Raw genomic sequence first — 19,462 nt, 5'->3', positions numbered from 1 at the left:
ATGACTTTTTTAAAATCTGCAAAAAGCACTTTTACGAATGAAATTCAGGCATTAATTGCGCTTAAAGATGCACTGGATGCTAGCTTTACTGACGCTTGCTCTACCTTACTCAAATGCGAAGGAAAAGTGGTTGTATCAGGCATGGGTAAATCTGGGCATATTGGAAACAAAATTGCCGCCACTTTAGCAAGCACAGGAACCCCCGCGTTTTTTATGCACCCAGGTGAAGCAAACCATGGGGACTTTGGGATGCTAAGCAAACATGACATTATGATTGCGATTTCAAATTCTGGCGAAACTAGCGAATTGATTGGATTGCTTCCTTCGGTCAAACGACTCGGCGTGCCAATAATCGCGATATCTAACAATGCCTCTAGCAGCTTAGCGAGGTTTTCAGACCATTTATTGTTATTAAACATTGAAAAAGAAGCTTGCTCACTGGGCCTTGCCCCAACCACCAGTACCACGGCCACTTTGGTCTTGGGCGATGCGCTCGCGCTGGCTTTGCTTGAGGCGAAAGGCTTTACCGCCGAAGATTTTGCATTTTCTCATCCAGGTGGTGCACTTGGAAGGCGACTGGTGCTCAGAGTAAGTGATATCATGGTGACAGGAAGCGAAGTACCCTATGTAGATGACACCGTTAGTCTTAGCAAGGCCTTATTGGAAATGTCGTCAAAAGGGCTGGGGATTACTGCAATCGCAAATAAAAAACAGCTCTTAGGCATTTTTACCGATGGCGACCTGCGCAGAGCATTCGACCAACAAGTGGATATTCACCAAACCATGATAAGAGAAGTAATGACGAAAGGGGGTGTCTCATTGCACCCTGACGACTTGGCCATTGATGCCCTTAACCTTATGCAAGAAAAACGCATTACCGCCATTATTGTCGTTGACAGCCAGCAAACGATTGTCGGAGCTATCAATATGCATATGTTGCTCAAAGCCGGGGTCGTGTAGATGTCTCAAGTCGACACGTTATACGGTCAAGTTTCACACTCAATATTCGACGCATGCAAACAGCTCAAATTGCTTGTTTTGGATGTAGATGGTGTTTTGTCAGATGGAATGCTCTACATGGGTAACAACCAAGAAGAACTAAAAACCTTCAACACCAAAGACGGGTATGGGGTAAAAGCATTAGTTAAGCTGGGCGTAGATGTAGCAGTGATCACAGGTCGACAATCAAATATTGTTGAGCAACGCATGACCGCACTGAACACAAAGTACATTATTCAAGGTGAAGAAAACAAGCAAGACGCCCTGGCGGCCCTGATGGAGCAAAACGGTTTGAGCGCAAATCATGTTGCCAGCATTGGAGATGACATGCCCGATATCGGCATGTTTGCACTTAGCGGTATCAAAGTCGCGGTGCAAGACGCTCATCCTTTCGTTAAAAACCAAGCTGACTATGTTACTCAACTTGCGGGCGGTAAAGGAGCGGTTCGCGAGTTTTGTGACATCGTGCTTCAAGCTAAAGGCGCGTTAGACAGTATCCACGGAGCCAGTCTTTGAACCGTATTGGCTATAGTATTGCAATCATCTTTACGGGTGTATTGTTACTCTATCTCCCTATTCTATTTGAGGAATCCTCTGAAGCCCCCGACGATGACGCAGGCTCTCCATTGGTGCCAAACTATCAAGCAGTTAATCTCAACAGTAAACTTTATGATGAGCAGGGCAATCTTGCCCACCAAGTCGCTGCCGATAAAATGGAGCACTATGAAGAATTGGGCTTCGCCGTATTTGATAACCCAGTGTATACACTCTATCTGGATAACGGTGAACCATGGCAGGTTACCGCAGCTGAAGGGACTTTATATGACAATAATCGCATTCAATTAGAAAAAGATGTGAAAATTGTGAATTTACGAACTGATGAGTATGTCCAACAAATTACCACCGAATTCATCGAAATTGATTTACAATCCAAAACATTGAGTTCCGACCAAGTTGTAAATATCAGTGGCGTCGATTACCACGTCACGAGTGTCGGAATACAAGGCGATTTAGCCAACCAACAATATGAGCTCAAAGAACATGTTCGAACACAATTTTTCCCGCGCCAATAGCTTTTTTCTAGCATGCTTTGCAGGTATCACTTGTCTGATGGGCGTTACCGCTGCAGCTTACGCGCAAACGGAAGAGTCTAACGCACAACCTCAAGTGCAGTCTCAAGAGCAAGTAGAAGAGTTATCAACAATCAGTACTGACTTCTCACTACCCGTTACTGTTGACTCAAGAGACCAAAGTATTGATGGTAAAAATAAGACGTCAATATTTATCGAAAATGTTGTGATTCGCCAGGGTAGTTTAGAACTTACCGCCGACAAAGTTGAAGTTGACGCATCACAAGGTAGTGGTCAGGAAATCATTATTGCAAGTGGCAAGCCAGCAAGCTATCGACAAAGAAAAGACGATGGTAGCTGGGTTAATGCAAGCGCTAATGAGATCATTTACAAAGTAGCTGCAAAAAGCCTTTCTCTGGATGGCGACGCGCTGATAATGCAAAATGAGGTTAGCGTGACCGGCGACTTAATCGTATTTGATATGACTAAAGAACAAATTCTGGCGTCAAGTGACGAAAATAGCCAAGAGGCCGTGAGAACAGTCATTAGCCCAGGTGCCTTTTCAACTGAAGAACTTGAGTCTAACGAAGACAGCACAGCTGACGACGATAAAAAGAAAAATGGCGATAAAGAAAAGAAAACCAATGAAGATGAGAATCCCCTGTGAGTAGCACCTTAAGCGCGCAACACTTGGCAAAATCATATAAGTCTCGGCAGGTTGTACGCGATGTCAGTATACAAGTGTCAACTGGTCAAATTGTGGGTCTGTTAGGACCAAACGGTGCGGGCAAAACGACCACCTTTTATATGATCGTTGGGCTTGTTCCGCTGGACGCTGGCTTGATTCAAATTGACCAACTCGATATTACCTTACTGCCAATGCATGAGCGTGCTCGTCACGGCATAGGTTATCTCCCTCAGGAAGCATCGATTTTCAGAAAACTCACCGTGTATGAAAATCTTATGGCCATATTGCAAACACGAAAAGAGTTGAACAAAGGCCAACAGGAGCAGCATGCAGATGAACTGCTAGATGACTTCAGTATCAATCACATAAGAAATAATTTGGGCATGAGTTTATCTGGTGGAGAGCGTCGCAGAGTCGAGATAGCGCGGGCTCTAGCGGCAAACCCCAAATTTATATTGCTTGATGAACCTTTTGCAGGTGTTGACCCAATCTCTGTTAATGATATAAAGAAGATCATATATCAGCTTAAAGAGCGTGGTATTGGCGTCTTAATCACAGACCACAACGTGAAAGAAACCTTAGACGTTTGCGAGTTAGCTTATATCGTCAGTCACGGCGAATTAATCGCATCGGGCAAGCCTGATGAGATACTAGCGAACCAAACCGTAAGAGACGTATATTTAGGCGAACAGTTTGCTCTTTAACTCGGTGCTAGACGTATACGTGAATGTGTATACGCTTGTACGTTAGTGCGAATTAACGAAAGGAAGTAGATGAAACCCTCGTTACAACTAAAGTTTAGTCAGCAGCTCACCATGACGCCGCAGCTTCAGCAGGCGATAAAACTCTTGCAGCTATCTACTTTAGATTTACAACAGGAAATCCAAGAGGCTTTAGAATCAAACCCCCTTCTTGAGATGACTGAGCAAGAGTTCTCAGATGGTGATGATTCACGAGGCGACGAATCCAAAAAAGAAAAGGCGTCAGAGTCAAATTCAGAACAAGACGCAAACTCTGCCTCTAGCGCCGAAACAGAAGTACTCTCTGGCAGTGACAATATGGATAGCCACGACGCGCTTGAAAAAGGTGATCTGCCGGATGACCTACCCCTTGATAGCTCTTGGGAGGAATATTTGGGCTCAAGCTCTGCGCCCATTAAAATGGTGGGCACTAATCCTGATGATGATTATGTGTTTCAAGGGGAAACGTCGGATAGCATTCAAGATCACCTCATGTGGCAAGTGGAACTCACGCACTTTTCAGAAATCGACCGCTCTATTGCCATCGCAATTATTGACTCGATTGATGAGTCGGGATATCTGACCACCAGCAGTGAAGATATTTTAGAAAGCATTGACAACGAAGAAGTTGAGCTTGACGAAGTCGAATGTGTACTCAAACGTGTGCAAATGTTTGATCCCCTAGGCGCAGGAGCTCGCTCTGTGCAAGAGTGTCTCAGCGTCCAGCTAGCGCAATTCGATAAAGACACGCCTTGGTTAGACGAAGCGAAAGCGATTATCAATGAATACTCCGATTTGCTAGCGAGTAAAGACTATCGCACGCTAATGCGAAAAACGAAGCTCAAAGAGGACGACCTTCGAGAGGTGATGCGCTTACTAAAAACGCTCAATCCTCGCCCAGGCAGTGCAATCTCCGCGAAGGAGCCTGAATATGTCATTCCTGACGTGAATGTATACAAAAAGAACGGTGTTTGGACGGTCGAATTAAATAACGATGCATTGCCTGCACTTTCAGTAAACGAAACCTATGCGAGCTTAGGAAAAACAACAAAAAACCCGAACGATTCTCAGTTTATTAAGTCACATTTACAAGAAGCAAAATGGTTTATCAAAAGCTTAGAGAGCCGCAACGAGACTTTACTCAAAGTCTCTCATTGTATTGTGTCACGGCAGCGAGAGTTTTTTGAAAAAGGCCCTGAGAAAATGGTGCCTATGGTGCTTAATGACGTAGCCGAAATGGTGGATATGCATGAATCAACTATTTCCCGCGTAACCACGCAAAAATATATGCATACGCCTCGCGGTATATTTGAATTAAAGTATTTCTTTTCTTCACATGTGGCAACCGAATCAGGCGAAAATTGTTCTTCTACTGCAATTAGAGCCTTAATTAAGAAGCTGGTTGCGGTAGAGCCAACAAGCAAGCCATTAAGTGATAGTAAAATTGCACAAATGCTCGCTGAACAAGGCATTCAGGTTGCTCGGCGAACCATTGCAAAATATCGGGAATCGTTAAACATTCCCCCATCCAACCAAAGAAAGAGTCTTATATAGACAGCAAAAAGAGGACCTAGCATATGCAAATTAATCTTACCGGTCATCACGTGGAAATTACCGATTCATTGCGAACTTACGTGGATACAAAATTTGAAAAGCTAGAGCGACACTTCGATCATATCAACAACGTGCACGTTATTTTGAATGTTGAAAAACTGAATCAAAAAGCAGAAGCCACTGTGCATCTCAATGGCGGAGAGGTATTCGCAAATTCTGAACACACCGATATGTACGCGGCCATCGATTCTCTTATTGATAAGCTTGACCGGCAAGTAATTAAGCACAAAGAGAAATTAAGACGACATTGAGCCTTCCTACCTATGATAATCAGCGACATTATCTCACTCGACCGAACACAGTGTTCGGTCGACTGTCATAGCAAAAAACGTATCTTTGAAGTCATCAGTGAAATTGCTGTCAAACAGAATCCCAGATTAAACCAAAGTGAAGTATTGAGCAGTTTGCTTAGCAGGGAAAAAATGGGGAGCACTGGCATCGGCAACGGCATTGCTATTCCGCATGGTCGCATCGATGGCATCAACCAGATTATGGCGATTATTGTCACCAGCGACGAACCCATAGAGTTTGACGCAATTGACAACAAACCTGTTGATATTTTCTTCGCGATATTGGTACCAAGCGAAGAAGCCGATACACACCTTAAAGCCCTATCAGGCATTGCCAGAAAACTCAGCGACAAAGATATCGTCAAAGCCATCAGAAAGGCAGAGGATAAAAAAGAAATCGTCAGTGCGCTTGCCTAGTTCACGTTGGGTCATTAAGCTTAAAGCTTTCTAAACTCTGTTTCATACGCTGTTTGTGCGTGCCCATAGGAGTAAGTTGTGAAGCTTTTAATTATTAGCGGTCGTTCCGGCTCGGGCAAATCCATTGCGCTTCGTGCACTGGAAGACTTAAGCTACTACTGTGTTGACAATATTCCCGTAAATCTGCTGCCTACCTTAACTCATGCCCTAGCTGACGAACACGAATTGGTTGCTGTGAGCATAGACGTGAGGAACATGCCAAAAGCAGAGCAGGAAATATCCGAGATTTTGGCATATCTGCCCGAATTTTGGGATATTACGATCATATTTTTAGACGCAAGTGATGACGTATTAATAAAACGATACAGCGAAACGCGCAGGCTACACCCTTTATTTAAATTGTCTAATTCGCTTACCGATGCTATCAACGCCGAACGCGAAATACTGATCCCCGTGGCAGAAAAAGCTGACTTAACCATCAATACCGATCAACTCTCTGTACATGATTTAGCAGAATTGATTCGAGAACGTGTTCTGGGCAAAAAAAGCACTGATTTAGTTATCTTGTTTGAGTCCTTTGGTTTTAAATATGGTTTACCCAAAGATGCTGACTATGTGTTTGATGTGCGCTTTTTACCAAATCCCCACTGGGACCCTGACCTACGCCCTTTAACCGGGCTCGACAGCCCTGTAGAGGTTTTTTTAGCAGGTCAACCGCTGGTGATGAAGTTCATATGGCAAGTACAAAACCTAATAACGACTTGGCTGCCTCATCTTGAAAGAAACAACCGAAGTTATGTTACCATTGCTATAGGGTGCACAGGTGGCCAGCATCGAAGTGTATTTGTTGCGCAATCACTATCTGAAACCTTCAAGGCCACACATGGTGATGTACAAGTGAAACATCGAGAACTAAAACTACATAAACCAACAGAACAAAAAAATGATGCCAAAGAAAGCTCTGAGCAATAATAAAAGAGTGACGCTTTAAGATGAGTGATGGTGCAAATGAAGGTTCACAAACGTTGTCGCGTTCAATAACCATCGTCAACAAACTTGGGCTGCATGCCAGAGCGGCAACTAAATTGGTTCAGTTAGCCAATCAGTTTAAAGCCAGTATTGAACTCACCCAAGGAGACAATAGCGCGCCTGCAGACAGTGTCCTTGCGCTGATGATGCTTGAGAGCGGGCAGGGAAAAACCGTTAATGTGACATGTAGCGGTTGTGATGCGCATGAGGCGATGCGAGCGATTTGCGCACTTATACAAAATAAATTCGACGAGCAAGAATAATACGCCCCAACTTGGGAAAATAGGTCCACATCTGCGGAGAGCTCATGTCTGAAACAGCAGAATTATCTACAACGCAACTGCGTTTAGAGTCAATCAACCGTTCCTTTGGCGCTGGCGCTTATGTCCGCGTCAGGCGAATGCTGCTTGATTTACCTGCTTCAGATGTTGCCTTACTGCTAGAATCTTCACCCACGAAAACCCGCGACGAGCTATGGCGTTTACTCGACGCAGATTTTCATGGTGATGTACTTGAAGAGCTTTCTGAAGACGTCCGTAACGGTATTATTGCCAAAATGGTGCCCTCAAATGTGGTTGATGCACTTGAGGAAATGGATACCGATGACTTAGCCGAAACGCTAAGTACGCTACCCGATGATGTACTGCAAAGCATCTTAAAATCAATGGATACGCAAGACAGACACCGAGCAGAAAAGGCACTGTCGTATGGTGAGGAGACTGCCGGTTTCATTATGAACACCGATACGGTGACCTTGCGGCCTGATGTCGATATTGATGTAGTGCTTCGGTACTTGCGCCTGAAAACCGAACTTCCTGAAAACACCGATACACTGTATGTCGTCAACCGCCAAGATGTGCTCATTGGCACCGTATCACTTTCCAGTTTGCTAACGTCAAATTCAGATGTTTCTGTTGCTCAGATCATGGACGACGAGCCAAAGGCTATTCATGATGATATGCCCGACAATGAAGTCGCAAGTATGTTTGAACGTTACAACTGGCTCTCTGCGCCAGTGGTAGATGCCGACAATAAGCTTGTGGGTCGAATCACTATTGATGATGTGGTGGATATTATTCGTGAAGACGCTGAGCACTCTATGATGAGTATGGCGGGGCTTGATGATGAAGAGGATACCTTCGCACCTGTAGGGCAAAGTACTCGAAGGCGAAGCGTCTGGTTGGGTGTGAACTTAATCACTGCCCTGCTCGCCGCAGCAGTTAGCGACATGTTTGAATCTACCTTAAGTCAGTTGGCCGTTCTTGCAATATTGAACACCATCGTACCGAGCATGGGCGGAGTCGCAGGCAATCAGACCCTTACTTTGGTTATCCGCGGCATGGCGCTTGGTCACGTAACAGCCAGCAATTCCCTATGGCTGGTGCGAAAAGAACTTGCTATCGGATTTTTCAACGGCATGATATGGGCAATCCTTATCGCCGGCGTTATTGCCATCTGGAAACAAGATTATATGCTGGGCGGCGTCATTGCGTTTGCCATGATGATGAATATGATTGCAGCAGGGTTAGCAGGCGCAACCTTGCCAATCATTATGAAAAAGCTGAAAATCGATCCGGCGCTTGCAGGCAGCGTTATTCTCACCACTATAACCGACGTAGTTGGAATATTTGCTTTCTTGGGCAGCGCAACCCTGTTTTTGCTTTAAGAAGGTCTTAAAGCTAGTCATCTATTTCGTTTTCAGAAAGCCATTGCTCAAGCGCAGGAACATCTTGTTCTAAAGCCATCTCCAATTGCTCCATCCAATCGTGCACATTTTCCCACCATGCGGGATGATCACCTTGCTGGATAAGGTTTGCCGACGCCTGCACTCGGGATAACCCAACAGATCCGGCCGCTCCCTTTATTTTATGTGCTTGCGAGCACACTTCATCCTTGTCATGGGCAGTCAATGCGACCTTCATTATCTCAACGTATTCGGGGATCTTATCCTGAAAAACACCAAGACTCGTTTTCACCATAGCATCGCCAATGGTATCGACTAGCATGTTGAGCAATTCAGCATCAAGCACAACGGGCGCCTCTGTTTGAATCTTGACTTTGTCCTCTTTGTCTTGAACCAAAGTGACCGGATCAGAATCGCTGCCTGCGAACAGTTCGTTAAATACTTTAATCACTCTGCTTTTTTTAATTGGCTTCGCAATCACGTCGTCCATACCGTTTTGCAAGTACTCTTCACGCTTTTTAATCACGTTTGCAGTCAACGCTACGATTGGAGTCTGCAGCACCAAATCTTCCTCAAGTACCGTTCTTGCAACATCAAAGCCATTCATATCTGGCAACTGAATATCCAGCAGAATCAAATCGAAGGTTTGTTCTCGAATCATGTCGATAGCCGCTTGCCCCGTCATTGCGACCGACACTTTTTGACCGAGCTTTTCAAGCAATGCTTTAGCTACCATGACATTAAGTTCAATATCTTCAACTAACAGAATATTCAGGCCAGTGACTTGTAACTCCTCTAAAACAGCACGCTCTTCTGACACTTTAACCGGCAAGGTGATTTCGAAACATGTGCCTTTGTTTACTTCACTATTCACTTTTATATTGCCGCCCATTTTATCTACCATTTGCTTACAGATGGCGAGGCCAATGCCAGTGCCGGTAGCAAATTTATGGTCATCGCGCTGGACTTGATAGTACATCGCAAAAATCTTGTCGAGCTCGGCCTTGGCAATCCCGATGCCCGTATCAACGATGGTAAAGTGAATTTCTGCACTAGTTGTACTGGTATTGCTCGCCGACATGGTTAGCGAGACAGAGCCTTTTGGCGTGAACTTGACAGCATTAAACAACATGTTCCATAAAACCTGACGAAGACGTGTTCCATCTGCCTCAAAAGCCGCTGGCACAGGCTCTACAATATCGTAATTGAACTTGAGATTTTTATCTTCTGCTAGTAGGCGAATAATGCTGGCGATTTCATTTACAAAAGCGGTGGTTGATACGGTTTTTAACTGTATTTCGACCTTGTCTCTATCGAGCTTGTCTAAGTCGATAATGTCATTGAATATGTTGCCAAGCGTAATCGCACTAGCATAAATAGTGCTTACCCATTCGTATTGCTCTTTGTCTAGCTTGGTGTCGCGAAGCATTCGACTTAAACCAACAATCCCATTAAGCGGAGTTCGTAGTTCATGGGAAATAGTCGCTATGAACTTTGTTTTGTCTTTACTGGCTTGTTCAATGGCAACTTGAGACTGCTTACGCTCAGTCATATCTCGCCCGAAGGCCAACAGACCTAAACGATGACCGTCACTGTCGTAAAACGGGACTTTTTGCATTTCAAAAAAGCGTTTTCGACCATCTGCGAATTTTAGCCACAGCTCCTCAGTAATGGAGGCATTTCGCTCAAGCACTTCATGATCTGATGCCGCAACTTGCCGCGCAAGTTCCTCATCGTAGACTTGATGAGGCGTGAGTCCAAGCAATTCTTCTTCTGTTTTACCGACAAGCTCTTCTGCAACTTTGTTGCAACCGGCGAACTTACCTTCCTCGTTGCGATAGTAAATGAGATCTGGTGAAGCATCGATGATGGAGCGCGTGAGAGTAGATAAGCGACGAGCCTGCATCTCTTGCTCTGACTTTTCTTTGATTTGGCGCTCTAGTTCGGAAAACATTTTTTCACGCTCTAGCTGGGCATTTTTGCGTTGCTCAATTTCATAGTTGAGCTGACGAATGTTATTTTGAAGCTCTCGATTAAGAATGACGTCGTGTCTTCGCAGGCGTTCTAATTGCGAAACGGCTTCTTCTAAGCTAATTCTAGAATGTTCTAGGTGCTTGATAAGTTCACTAAAAAAGTACAGGACCCATGGCGCGCTAATCAGTGTTAGTACCAAAGCGCCTATAAAATCATCAACCTCAATATCACTACCCATACTGGCTCTCACCACATATGAGCCGAGCAGAGTGAACATTAATGTAAACAGCACAAAAAGCACGCTCACTTTAAACGTGCCGACCTTATCAACGAATTGGGCAAACTTAATCGCCCATGAATCGGATGGTGTTTTAAATTGCATATATATTGATTGGGAAGAAGCCTTGAGTGCATCGTACCAAGAATTCAAATTGCAGGGTAGCGCGACTTCAGACTTCAACAATGCAGATAGAATAATTATTCGTTATAAGGCTGGCAATTTTCATTTTTTATGGTGATGAATCAAGCTGAATATAAAGCGTTGAATTCAAGCTACTTTTTGCGTGTTAACGACCTTTTACAACGGAAAAATATTTTTGGGAAAAGTAAAATAATTTAAAAATCAATAATTTAACTATTATAACTCTCATGAATGAGCTAATTATTATCAGTGATGATTGATTTTATGAGCAGATCTAGGTACTTTCATTGACCCGCCAATTAAAACGCATATGCAATGGCAATATTGCATAAAAATTCCATATGCTCATGCGGGACTGCTATGACAATTATTATAGCTATGAAATAGAGACACAACACTGCGAATCACACAACAACAAAAGTATCGGTAGTTTAAGCTCGATCCAAACAATATAGATTTGCGCATATTAAAACACGTTTCGTTTTCGCGATTAGCGCGATATGAAGCATGTGAAGGAGTTTAGGACAATGGCCTTATATAATGTAAGCGACTCGAAAGACAACTGCGGATTTGGACTAATTGCCCATACCCAAGGAGACTCCAGTCACCGCCTAGTGCAAACCGCCATCGAAGGCCTCGATAGAATGCAGCATAGAGGGGGCGTTGCTTCGGACGGAAAAACCGGGGACGGCTGTGGCCTACTTCTACAAAAACCGGACACTTTTTTTCGCAAGGTCGCGCATGACAAATCGTGGACGCTGAACAAAAACTATGCCGTTGGCATGATATTCCTCAATCAAGATCCGATTAAAGCCAGCGCCGCGCGCGACGTTCTTAACCAAGAGCTAGAGAAAGAAACACTGAGTGTGGTCGGATGGCGCGAAGTACCTACAAGCAACGACATATTAGGCGATTTAGCTAAAACGGGCGTGCCTCAAATTGAACAAATTTTTGTCAATGCCCCCAGCGGATGGTCACTACCCGACTTAGAACGCAGACTTTACGTCGCAAGACGTCGCGCCGAAAAACGTTTGATGGACGATGAAGATTTTTATATTGCCTGTCTATCAACCTTTGTAACGATTTACAAAGGGTTGGTGATGCCGCGCGATTTACCTGCCTTTTACCATGACCTCGCCGATCCCGATATGCAGTCTTCTATTTGTGTATTCCATCAACGCTTTTCAACCAATACCTTACCGAAATGGCCTTTAGCGCAACCCTTTCGGTTTTTAGCGCACAACGGTGAAATTAACACCATCAAAGGTAATCGTGATTGGGCCATCGCTCGCACCAGTAAATTTGCTACCCCGCTTATTCCCGATCTTCGCGATGCGGCGCCGTTTGTAAATACCACAGGCTCTGACTCTAGTTCCTTGGATAACATGCTAGAGCTATTTTTGGCAGGCGGTATGGATTTATTCAGGGCGATGCGTTTGTTAGTACCACCGGCTTATCAAAATAATAAAACGATGGATCCAAACTTAAGAGCCTTCTACGAATTTAACTCCATGCATATGGAACCTTGGGACGGGCCAGCCGGCATTGTGATGACAAACGGTCGTCATGTTGCATGTAACTTGGATAGAAATGGCCTTCGCCCAGCACGATACGTGATCACAAAAGATGGGTTTATTACCTTAGCGTCCGAAATTGGAATTTGGGACTACAAACAAGAAGACGTGCTTGAAAAAGGACGCGTTGGCCCAGGTGAGATGCTAGCGGTAGATACGCATACCGGAAAAATCTGGCGCTCAAATGAAATTGATGAAGATTTAAAAACTCGCCATCCTTATGCCGACTGGATTACGTCCCACATTAAACGGCTTGCGCCAATTGAGCAGGTTGATGCCTCTGAAATTGGTAATCGTGTATTCAGTGACGATCAAATGGCAACCTTTCATAAGCTCTTTAATTACAGCTACGAAGAAATGCAGCAGGTGATTAAAGTGCTTGCGAAAGACGGGCAAGAAGCCGTCGGGTCAATGGGTGACGACACCCCAATGGCGGTAATGTCATCAAAACTAAGAACGGTTTACGATTATTTCAGACAGCAGTTTGCTCAGGTCACCAATCCACCTATAGATTCACTGCGCGAGAACCATGTCATGTCACTTGCTACCTGTATTGGTCGTGAGCAAAATGTCTTCAACGAGACCAGTGGTTATGCACATCGAGTACTGTTTGATTCTCCGGTGTTGGTGTACACGGATCTTAAACAGCTCAAAGAGTACGATTCAAAGTATTACCATTACGAACAAATTGATATCAACTACCATCTAGATGAAGGACTCGAAGATGCGATTGTCCGTATTTGTGACGAAACTGAGCGAGCGGTAAAAGACAATAACGCTGCATTTGTCATTTTAAGCGACCGTCATATTGCAAAGGACAAGCTCCCTATTCCAGCAGCAATGGCAGTAGGTGCTGTGCAGCGCCGTTTAGTCGAAAAACAACTTCGATGCGATGCAAACATTGTGATTGAAACAGCATCTGCGCGCGACCCCCATCATTTTGCAGTCTTAATTGGCTTGGGCGCTACTGCGATTTACCCATTCTTGGCCTACGAGACTATCGAGCAAATGGTTGACCACAAAGATCTCGATATATCGCCTATGAACGCGATTTTAAATTATAGAAAAGGCATCAACAAAGGCCTTTTCAAAATTATGTCCAAAATGGGAATTAGCACTGTTGCAAGTTATCGCAGTTCAAAACTGTTTGAAGCAGTAGGCATTAGTGATGACGTGACCGAGCTTTGTTTTAAAGGCGTTCCCAGCCGTCTTCAAGGCGCAAGTTTTGAAGATTTTGAGCAAGATTTGATCAACGCTGCCAGAATCGCTTGGCTAAAACGTAAGAGTATATCTCATGGCGGATTACTTAAGTTTGTGCATGGCGGCGAATACCATGCTTATAACCCAGATGTGGTGAAAACCCTACAAGATGCTGTTGTCAGCGGTGAGTATGCACACTATCAACGCTTTTCATCTTTGGTAAACGGCAGAAATCCAAGTCACCTTCGCGACCTTATGCAGTTGAAAGTTTCCGACAATCCAATTGATATTGAAGAAGTCGAGGCAGCTGAAAAGCTTTATCCTCGCTTTGATACCGCCGCTATGTCTATCGGCGCACTGAGCCCTGAAGCGCATGAAGCCTTAGCCATTGCAATGAATCGACTTGGTGGTCAATCAAATTCCGGTGAAGGCGGAGAAGATCCAAAGCGATTTAACACAGAGAAAAACTCCAAAATCAAACAGGTCGCCTCTGGTAGGTTTGGCGTGACGCCGCATTATCTAGTCAATGCAAACGTTATCCAAATCAAAGTGGCACAAGGCGCTAAACCTGGAGAGGGTGGTCAATTACCAGGCGATAAAGTCAATAAGTATATTGCAGAGCTTCGCTTTTCAGTGCCTGGCGTGACTTTGATTTCGCCTCCTCCACATCACGATATTTATTCAATTGAAGACTTGGCGCAGCTAATTTTCGATTTAAAACAAGTCAATCCTGAGGCGCTGATTTCAGTGAAATTGGTATCTGAACCTGGTGTAGGTACTATTGCAACGGGTGTGGCAAAAGCCTATGCCGACCTTATCACAGTATCTGGTTACGACGGCGGCACCGGTGCAAGTCCATTGACCTCAGTTAAGTATGCTGGCAGCCCATTTGAACTAGGACTGGCAGAAACGCAACAAGCGCTTGTCGAAAACGGCTTGAGACATAAAGTGCGAGTGCAAACCGACGGCGGTTTGAAAACCGGCCTTGATGTTGTCAAAGCTGGCATTTTAGGTGCTGAAAGCTTTGGCTTTGGCACAGGTCCCATGGTTGCACTGGGGTGTAAATACTTGCGGATTTGCCACTTGAACAACTGTGCCACCGGCGTTGCCACCCAAGACGCTAAACTGCGTGATAATTACTTCATTGGACTGCCCGAGATGGTGATGAACTACTTTAAGTTTGTTGCGCAAGAGGTACGAGAAATCATGGCGAGTCTTGGTATTGCGCGCTTTGAAGACTTAGTGGGCCGTACAGAGCTCCTTGCACTATTAGAAGGGCAGACCGCTAAACAAGCTAAGCTAGATTTGTCGCCCTTACTCGAAAAACCTGAAGCGGGCTATCATACCAAGCTGTTTTGCTCGGAAACGACCAACAGCCCAATCGATAAAGGCGAACTGAACTTAAGCATACTTAACGATGCGCAAGACGCAGTATATGAAAAGCGTTCGATACACTTGAGATATCCTGTTCGCAACACCGACCGCTCGGTCGGCGCGACCTTATCTGGTTTTATTGCAAAACGCTTTGGCAACTCTGGTGTAGACGACAACCCAATTAAGATTAGACTTGAGGGCACCATTGGACAGAGCTTCGGAGTATTTAACGTAGGCGGTCTTCATATGCACCTAATTGGTGATGCGAATGATTACGTGGGTAAAGGCATGACCGGCGGCAAGTTAGTCATTAATCCACCCAGCAGAGTCACCTTCGACCAACACGCCAGTGCCATCATGGGTAACACTTGCTTATATGGCGCGACTGGCGGAAAGCTTTATGCCGCAGGCCGAGCGGGTGAACGTTTCGCAGTTCGAAACTCTGGTGCAATAGCGGTGGTCGAAGGCATTGGTGACAACGGCTGTGAATACATGACAGGCGGAATTGTTGCAGTGCTGGGTAGCGTAGGCGTTAACTTTGGTGCAGGCATGACCGGCGGATTTGCTTACCTTTACGATGAATTTGATGATCTTGAAAGGCGCGTCAACCATGAGCTGATTGATGTACAAGGTATTCAAGACAAAGTGATATTGTCTGAGCATCTCAGGGGCTTAATCAATGAACACTACGAAGAAACAGGAAGCGCGCATTCGCTGCATTTGCTGACACATTTCGCCCAAGAGATGCAGAAATTCAGATTGGTGAAGCCGAAAACCAGCGATGTGAAAAACCTGCTCGGACACATTAGTCGTTCAAGCGCTGAACTGCGCATCCAAGCGCAATAGCCAAGGAGCATATGAATTATGGCTAAAAATGTATATCAATTCGTGGACGTTGCTCGTATCGACCCACCCAAAAAACCGATTATCATGCGAACAGAAGAGTTTGGCGAAATTTATCAGCCGATGACCTCTTCTCAGGCTGCTGGACAAGCTGACCGTTGCCTAGACTGTGGCAACCCATATTGTGAATGGAAGTGTCCGGTGCATAACTATATTCCTCAATGGCTAGATTTGGCCAATGAAGGAAAAATCATAGAAGCAGCTGAACTATCGCACAAGACTAACAGCTTGCCAGAAGTGTGTGGACGGGTTTGCCCGCAAGACCGCTTATGCGAAGGAGCTTGCACGCTTAACGAGGATTTTGGCGCTGTGACCATCGGCAGCATCGAGAAGTACATTACTGACACTGCGTTTAAAATGGGCTGGCGACCAGATATGTCAGGTGTTGAATGGACTGACAGGAAAGTCGCCATTGTAGGCGCCGGTCCCTCAGGCTTAGCTTGTGCCGATATTTTAGTGCGTAATGGCGTGAAGCCCGTTGTATACGATAAGTATGAAGAGATTGGCGGTTTACTGACCTTTGGGATCCCATCATTTAAGTTAGAGAAAGAAGTGATTCAGCTCAGACGCAAAATCTTCACCGAAATGGGCATTGAGTTTCGCTTGAATGTTGAAATTGGAAAGGATATCGAATTCAACACCCTGATGAATGAATACGACTCGGTCTTTCTTGGCATGGGGACATACAAAGCGATGCAGGGCGGCTTCAAACATGAACATGCCCAAGGCGTTTACGAAGCCCTGCCCTTTTTAATTGCAAACACCAATCGCGTAATGGGCATTGAAAAATCTCCTGAAGACTTTATCGACATGTCGGGCAAACACGTGGTTGTGCTTGGCGGTGGAGATACCACCATGGACTGCGTCAGGACTTCGATAAGACAAAGTGCAGCGTCTGTCACTTGCGCATATCGTCGTGACGAGCAGAGCATGCCTGGTTCACGTCGTGAAGTGGTGAATGCAAGAGAAGAAGGAGTACAGTTCCAATTTAATATGCAGCCGATCGATATTGCCGTGGATGAAAATGGAAAGACTATCGGCGTGAGAATGGTGAAGACCGAAATGGGTGAACCTGATGCGCAAGGACGTAGGCGCCCTGTTGAAATTCCGGGTTCGGCGCATATTCTCAAAGCAGATGCAGTGATCATTGCTTTTGGATTTTCACCAAGTCCAGCTAGTTGGTTTTCGGATCAAGGCATTATATTGGATGAGAAAGGCAGAGTGCGCGCCCCTGCCGCTGGTCGATTCCCATTCCAAACATCCAATCCAAAAATATTCTCTGGCGGGGACATGGTAAGAGGCTCAGATCTTGTTGTAACTGCAATTGATGAGGGCAGAAAAGCAGCTGAAGGCATATTAGACTATCTTGAAGTGTAGTTGCTTCAGGTCCATCAGTTAGGGGCTGAGACTTAAATATAAGAACATATACTTGGGGTGTGGATTACACACCCTTTGAGCGATGTTACGTATTGTCAATCACACCTGTTCTGTTAAATTAAAAGCGGGCAACAAGCTAGAAGTAACAGGTAACGATATGAAGTTTATCATTATGCTAATACACGCGCTGTGGGAGGGTTCAAAACACCTGCTGCTGCTTATCCTTATTTTCGCCGCATCAAAGCTCATGGCAAGTGAAGGTGATATAAATCAGGATGCGACAGATTTAATGCATGCGCAAGTTTGTCCTGAACGATTCTTTAATGTCGAAATTCCACAAGGCGGCAAGCTTTGTCAGGTATTCGACACAGAATTGCCTGCCAGCATGATATTTTTTGTACCCAGTTCTCCTCAAAGCGTTATCGAGTTCTATCAAAAAAACAAGCAATACCCCCAACAAAGCGAAATCAAAAACCGTTTCATTTTGAAGAGCGATGACAACAATATCACAATTATTATCTCAGAAGACGGCTCGGGCAGTCAGGTAGACGTGCTTGTAAAAGCAAATCTTGAAGCATAAGAATTAACTAAATCACAAGCTTGCGCCAAAAAAACAGCATAGCGTAATTTTATTGGCACAAGCTTTGCTAACTCCATGAAAACACATTAGCTTGTATTTCGTAAGTAAGTTGGAGTTCTCATGGAAATAGCAATTATATTATTAGCCGTACTGATTTGTGTTTCTGTGCTCGCTATAAAGCTCAATGACAACAAAATCGTTTTTCCTTTTGCCGTCAAAAAACAGTTGTTTACCGCAGCGGAACGTCAATTTCTTAGCTTAATTGAGCAATCCGTAGGCGATGAATTTCGTGTATTGTGCCGTGTAAAGCTTATCGATTTACTATCACTTAGAAGCAATACCGACAAAAAAATTGCTAACAGCGCAGTGCTGCGAGCCGGTGGTAAGCAGATTGACTTTGTATTGTGCGATAAAAAAGACTTGTCACCCGTTATGGCAATCGATTTGGTAATGGGCAACGGTCAGACAGGACATAATACTCAAAGAGATTTTTTCGTGAGTGGCGCATTGGACACCGCTTCTATTCCGCATGTGCGCATTAGGGCCAAAGGTGGCTACAGCGTACAAGAGATAAAAGAATGTATTGAGGCAAAGCTGGTTCCACTGAGACGCAGACAGGGCAAACTATCTTTCGCAACCAATGCGCAAGATAAACCGAGTATCATCAAAACACATCAGCGCCCCACTCGACCGCTTAGCCCAAGTCGCAGAGCCGCCGCCGCATAGTCTTAAACAAATTCTCTAAGCCCCACTTGTATTTACCGTCTGAGTGACTATGATTGCGCTCAGACAAAAATACCCTTTTCGCGGAGCAAATCGCATGAAAATTGCCATTATTGGCGCAATGGAAGAAGAGATCTTACTGCTTCAATCGCAGTTGGATGGTGCACAGTCAATCAAGGTCAATCACTTGAACATTCATCATGGTTTTGTCGGCAACGATTCAGGTGGCAAGCATGAAATATTTCTCGTGCAAAGCGGTATCGGCAAGGTCGCTTCGGCTCTCGCTACAACGATTTTAATTCACAAGTATTCTGCAGATCTATTGATCAACACAGGCTCCGCTGGTGGTTTCGATCCTGACTTAAGCATTGGTGATATTGTGATCGCGACAAGCTTAATGTATCACGATGTGGACGTGAGTCATTTCGGTTATGAAAGAGGCCAAGTGCCGTCGATGCCCAAAGAGTATCTCACCGATGAGCATGCCAGCGAGGTCGCGCGTCAGTGTGCGAGCAAGTTAGAGGGTATCCAAACTCGCAGCGGCCTGATATGCAGCGGTGACAGTTTTATTGGCAGCGACGAAGCCGCTCAGGATATTCGCAGCGCCTTTGAACAAATGAAAGCAGTAGAAATGGAAGGTGCGTCGATTGCTCAAGCTTGCTTTATGTTAGAAACACCTTGCGTCGTTATTCGAAGTCTTTCTGATATTGCGGGCAAAACCTCAACTGTGTCTTTTGAAAGTTATCTTGAAAAAGCAGCAAAAAACTCTGCAAATTTAGTGTTAGAGACAATAAAGGCACTTTAA

Annotated in this window: 17 protein-coding genes; 16 read left to right on the top strand and 1 reads right to left on the bottom strand. The window is 44.8% G+C overall.

Features of this window, described 5'->3' with window-relative positions; translation table 11 throughout:
* The 11 genes from PN836_RS17170 to mgtE all read left to right on the top strand — a co-directional run bounded on the left by PN836_RS17170 (position 1) and on the right by mgtE (position 8,513).
* Entirely contained in the window at positions 1–960 is a 960-nt protein-coding gene (locus PN836_RS17170; protein ID WP_395340627.1) for a KpsF/GutQ family sugar-phosphate isomerase, read from the top strand.
* Entirely contained in the window at positions 961–1,515 is a 555-nt protein-coding gene (gene kdsC / locus PN836_RS17165) for a 3-deoxy-manno-octulosonate-8-phosphatase KdsC (RefSeq protein ID WP_395340624.1), read from the top strand.
* Positions 1,512–2,072 carry an LPS export ABC transporter periplasmic protein LptC gene (gene lptC, locus PN836_RS17160; protein WP_395340622.1) on the top strand — a complete coding sequence of 187 codons (561 nt, stop codon included), beginning with the start codon at positions 1,512–1,514 and terminating at the stop codon, positions 2,070–2,072. Before kdsC ends, lptC begins: the two co-directional genes overlap by 4 nt.
* The gene (gene lptA, locus PN836_RS17155; protein WP_395340621.1) at positions 2,041–2,736 is read left to right on the top strand and encodes a lipopolysaccharide transport periplasmic protein LptA; all 696 of its coding nucleotides are present in this window, start codon (positions 2,041–2,043) and stop codon (positions 2,734–2,736) included. The genes lptC and lptA overlap by 32 nt, the downstream gene beginning before the upstream one ends.
* Complete coding sequence (lptB, locus tag PN836_RS17150; RefSeq protein ID WP_395340618.1) at positions 2,733–3,461, top strand: LPS export ABC transporter ATP-binding protein; 729 nt, start codon at positions 2,733–2,735, stop codon at positions 3,459–3,461. The genes lptA and lptB overlap by 4 nt, the downstream gene beginning before the upstream one ends.
* 69 nt (positions 3,462–3,530) lie before the next feature.
* Positions 3,531–5,051: an RNA polymerase factor sigma-54 gene (locus PN836_RS17145; RefSeq protein WP_395340617.1), complete on the top strand. Its 1,521-nt coding sequence runs from the start codon at positions 3,531–3,533 to the stop codon at positions 5,049–5,051.
* A 23-nt stretch (positions 5,052–5,074) separates the two neighbouring features.
* A complete protein-coding gene (gene hpf, locus PN836_RS17140) occupies positions 5,075–5,362 on the top strand; it encodes a ribosome hibernation promoting factor (protein WP_395340616.1) in 288 nt (95 codons plus the stop codon).
* A 12-nt stretch (positions 5,363–5,374) separates the two neighbouring features.
* On the top strand, positions 5,375–5,818 hold the full coding sequence (gene ptsN, locus PN836_RS17135) for a PTS IIA-like nitrogen regulatory protein PtsN (protein WP_395340615.1): 444 nt from the start codon (positions 5,375–5,377) through the stop codon (positions 5,816–5,818).
* Positions 5,819–5,896: 78 nt separating this feature from the next.
* Positions 5,897–6,790 (top strand): RNase adapter RapZ, encoded by an 894-nt coding sequence (rapZ, locus tag PN836_RS17130; protein WP_395340612.1) that lies wholly within the window; start codon positions 5,897–5,899, stop codon positions 6,788–6,790.
* A 20-nt stretch (positions 6,791–6,810) separates the two neighbouring features.
* On the top strand, positions 6,811–7,110 hold the full coding sequence (locus tag PN836_RS17125; protein ID WP_395340611.1) for an HPr family phosphocarrier protein: 300 nt from the start codon (positions 6,811–6,813) through the stop codon (positions 7,108–7,110).
* A gap of 44 nt (positions 7,111–7,154) precedes the next feature.
* Positions 7,155–8,513, top strand: coding sequence for a magnesium transporter (gene mgtE, locus PN836_RS17120; protein ID WP_395340608.1), 1,359 nt, complete (start codon positions 7,155–7,157; stop codon positions 8,511–8,513).
* A gap of 13 nt (positions 8,514–8,526) precedes the next feature.
* On the opposite strand, the gene arcB is transcribed toward mgtE, so the two are convergent.
* A complete protein-coding gene (gene arcB / locus PN836_RS17115; protein WP_395340605.1) occupies positions 8,527–10,887 on the bottom strand; it encodes an aerobic respiration two-component sensor histidine kinase ArcB in 2,361 nt (786 codons plus the stop codon).
* Positions 10,888–11,453: 566 nt separating this feature from the next.
* Between arcB and gltB the strand changes: the two genes are divergently transcribed.
* The 5 genes from gltB (at position 11,454) to PN836_RS17090 (ending at position 19,462) form a co-directional block, all read left to right on the top strand.
* Entirely contained in the window at positions 11,454–15,920 is a 4,467-nt protein-coding gene (gltB, locus tag PN836_RS17110) for a glutamate synthase large subunit (protein ID WP_395340602.1), read from the top strand.
* A gap of 18 nt (positions 15,921–15,938) precedes the next feature.
* The gene (locus PN836_RS17105; RefSeq protein WP_395340600.1) at positions 15,939–17,354 is read left to right on the top strand and encodes an FAD-dependent oxidoreductase; all 1,416 of its coding nucleotides are present in this window, start codon (positions 15,939–15,941) and stop codon (positions 17,352–17,354) included.
* Between the two features lie 157 nt (positions 17,355–17,511).
* Entirely contained in the window at positions 17,512–17,934 is a 423-nt protein-coding gene (locus PN836_RS17100; protein ID WP_395340598.1) for a hypothetical protein, read from the top strand.
* A gap of 120 nt (positions 17,935–18,054) precedes the next feature.
* On the top strand, positions 18,055–18,660 hold the full coding sequence (locus PN836_RS17095; RefSeq protein ID WP_395340597.1) for a DUF2726 domain-containing protein: 606 nt from the start codon (positions 18,055–18,057) through the stop codon (positions 18,658–18,660).
* A gap of 94 nt (positions 18,661–18,754) precedes the next feature.
* Entirely contained in the window at positions 18,755–19,462 is a 708-nt protein-coding gene (locus PN836_RS17090) for a 5'-methylthioadenosine/adenosylhomocysteine nucleosidase (protein WP_395340595.1), read from the top strand.

Origin of the sequence: Ningiella algicola (assembly GCF_028401415.2) — a bacterium.
Lineage (GTDB): Bacteria > Pseudomonadota > Gammaproteobacteria > Enterobacterales > Alteromonadaceae > Glaciecola.
The sequence above is the reverse complement of the archived record's forward strand: the minus strand, read 5'-3'. Positions and strand labels throughout refer to the sequence as shown.

What these genes read in the sequence shown, in the direction of transcription:
- PN836_RS17170 (WP_395340627.1), top strand. Translation starts at nt 1, where the DNA reads ATGACTTTTTTAAAATCTGCAAAAAGCACTTTTACGAATGAAATTCAG.
- PN836_RS17145 (WP_395340617.1), top strand. Translation starts at nt 3,531, where the DNA reads ATGAAACCCTCGTTACAACTAAAGTTTAGTCAGCAGCTCACCATGACG.
- PN836_RS17095 (WP_395340597.1), top strand. Translation starts at nt 18,055, where the DNA reads ATGGAAATAGCAATTATATTATTAGCCGTACTGATTTGTGTTTCTGTG.
- PN836_RS17100 (WP_395340598.1), top strand. Translation starts at nt 17,512, where the DNA reads ATGAAGTTTATCATTATGCTAATACACGCGCTGTGGGAGGGTTCAAAA.
- gltB (WP_395340602.1), top strand. Translation starts at nt 11,454, where the DNA reads ATGGCCTTATATAATGTAAGCGACTCGAAAGACAACTGCGGATTTGGA.
- PN836_RS17125 (WP_395340611.1), top strand. Translation starts at nt 6,811, where the DNA reads ATGAGTGATGGTGCAAATGAAGGTTCACAAACGTTGTCGCGTTCAATA.
- lptA (WP_395340621.1), top strand. Translation starts at nt 2,041, where the DNA reads ATGTTCGAACACAATTTTTCCCGCGCCAATAGCTTTTTTCTAGCATGC.
- PN836_RS17090 (WP_395340595.1), top strand. Translation starts at nt 18,755, where the DNA reads ATGAAAATTGCCATTATTGGCGCAATGGAAGAAGAGATCTTACTGCTT.
- hpf (WP_395340616.1), top strand. Translation starts at nt 5,075, where the DNA reads ATGCAAATTAATCTTACCGGTCATCACGTGGAAATTACCGATTCATTG.
- kdsC (WP_395340624.1), top strand. Translation starts at nt 961, where the DNA reads ATGTCTCAAGTCGACACGTTATACGGTCAAGTTTCACACTCAATATTC.
- mgtE (WP_395340608.1), top strand. Translation starts at nt 7,155, where the DNA reads ATGTCTGAAACAGCAGAATTATCTACAACGCAACTGCGTTTAGAGTCA.
- ptsN (WP_395340615.1), top strand. Translation starts at nt 5,375, where the DNA reads ATGATAATCAGCGACATTATCTCACTCGACCGAACACAGTGTTCGGTC.
- PN836_RS17105 (WP_395340600.1), top strand. Translation starts at nt 15,939, where the DNA reads ATGGCTAAAAATGTATATCAATTCGTGGACGTTGCTCGTATCGACCCA.
- arcB (WP_395340605.1), bottom strand. Translation starts at nt 10,887, where the DNA reads ATGCAATTTAAAACACCATCCGATTCATGGGCGATTAAGTTTGCCCAA.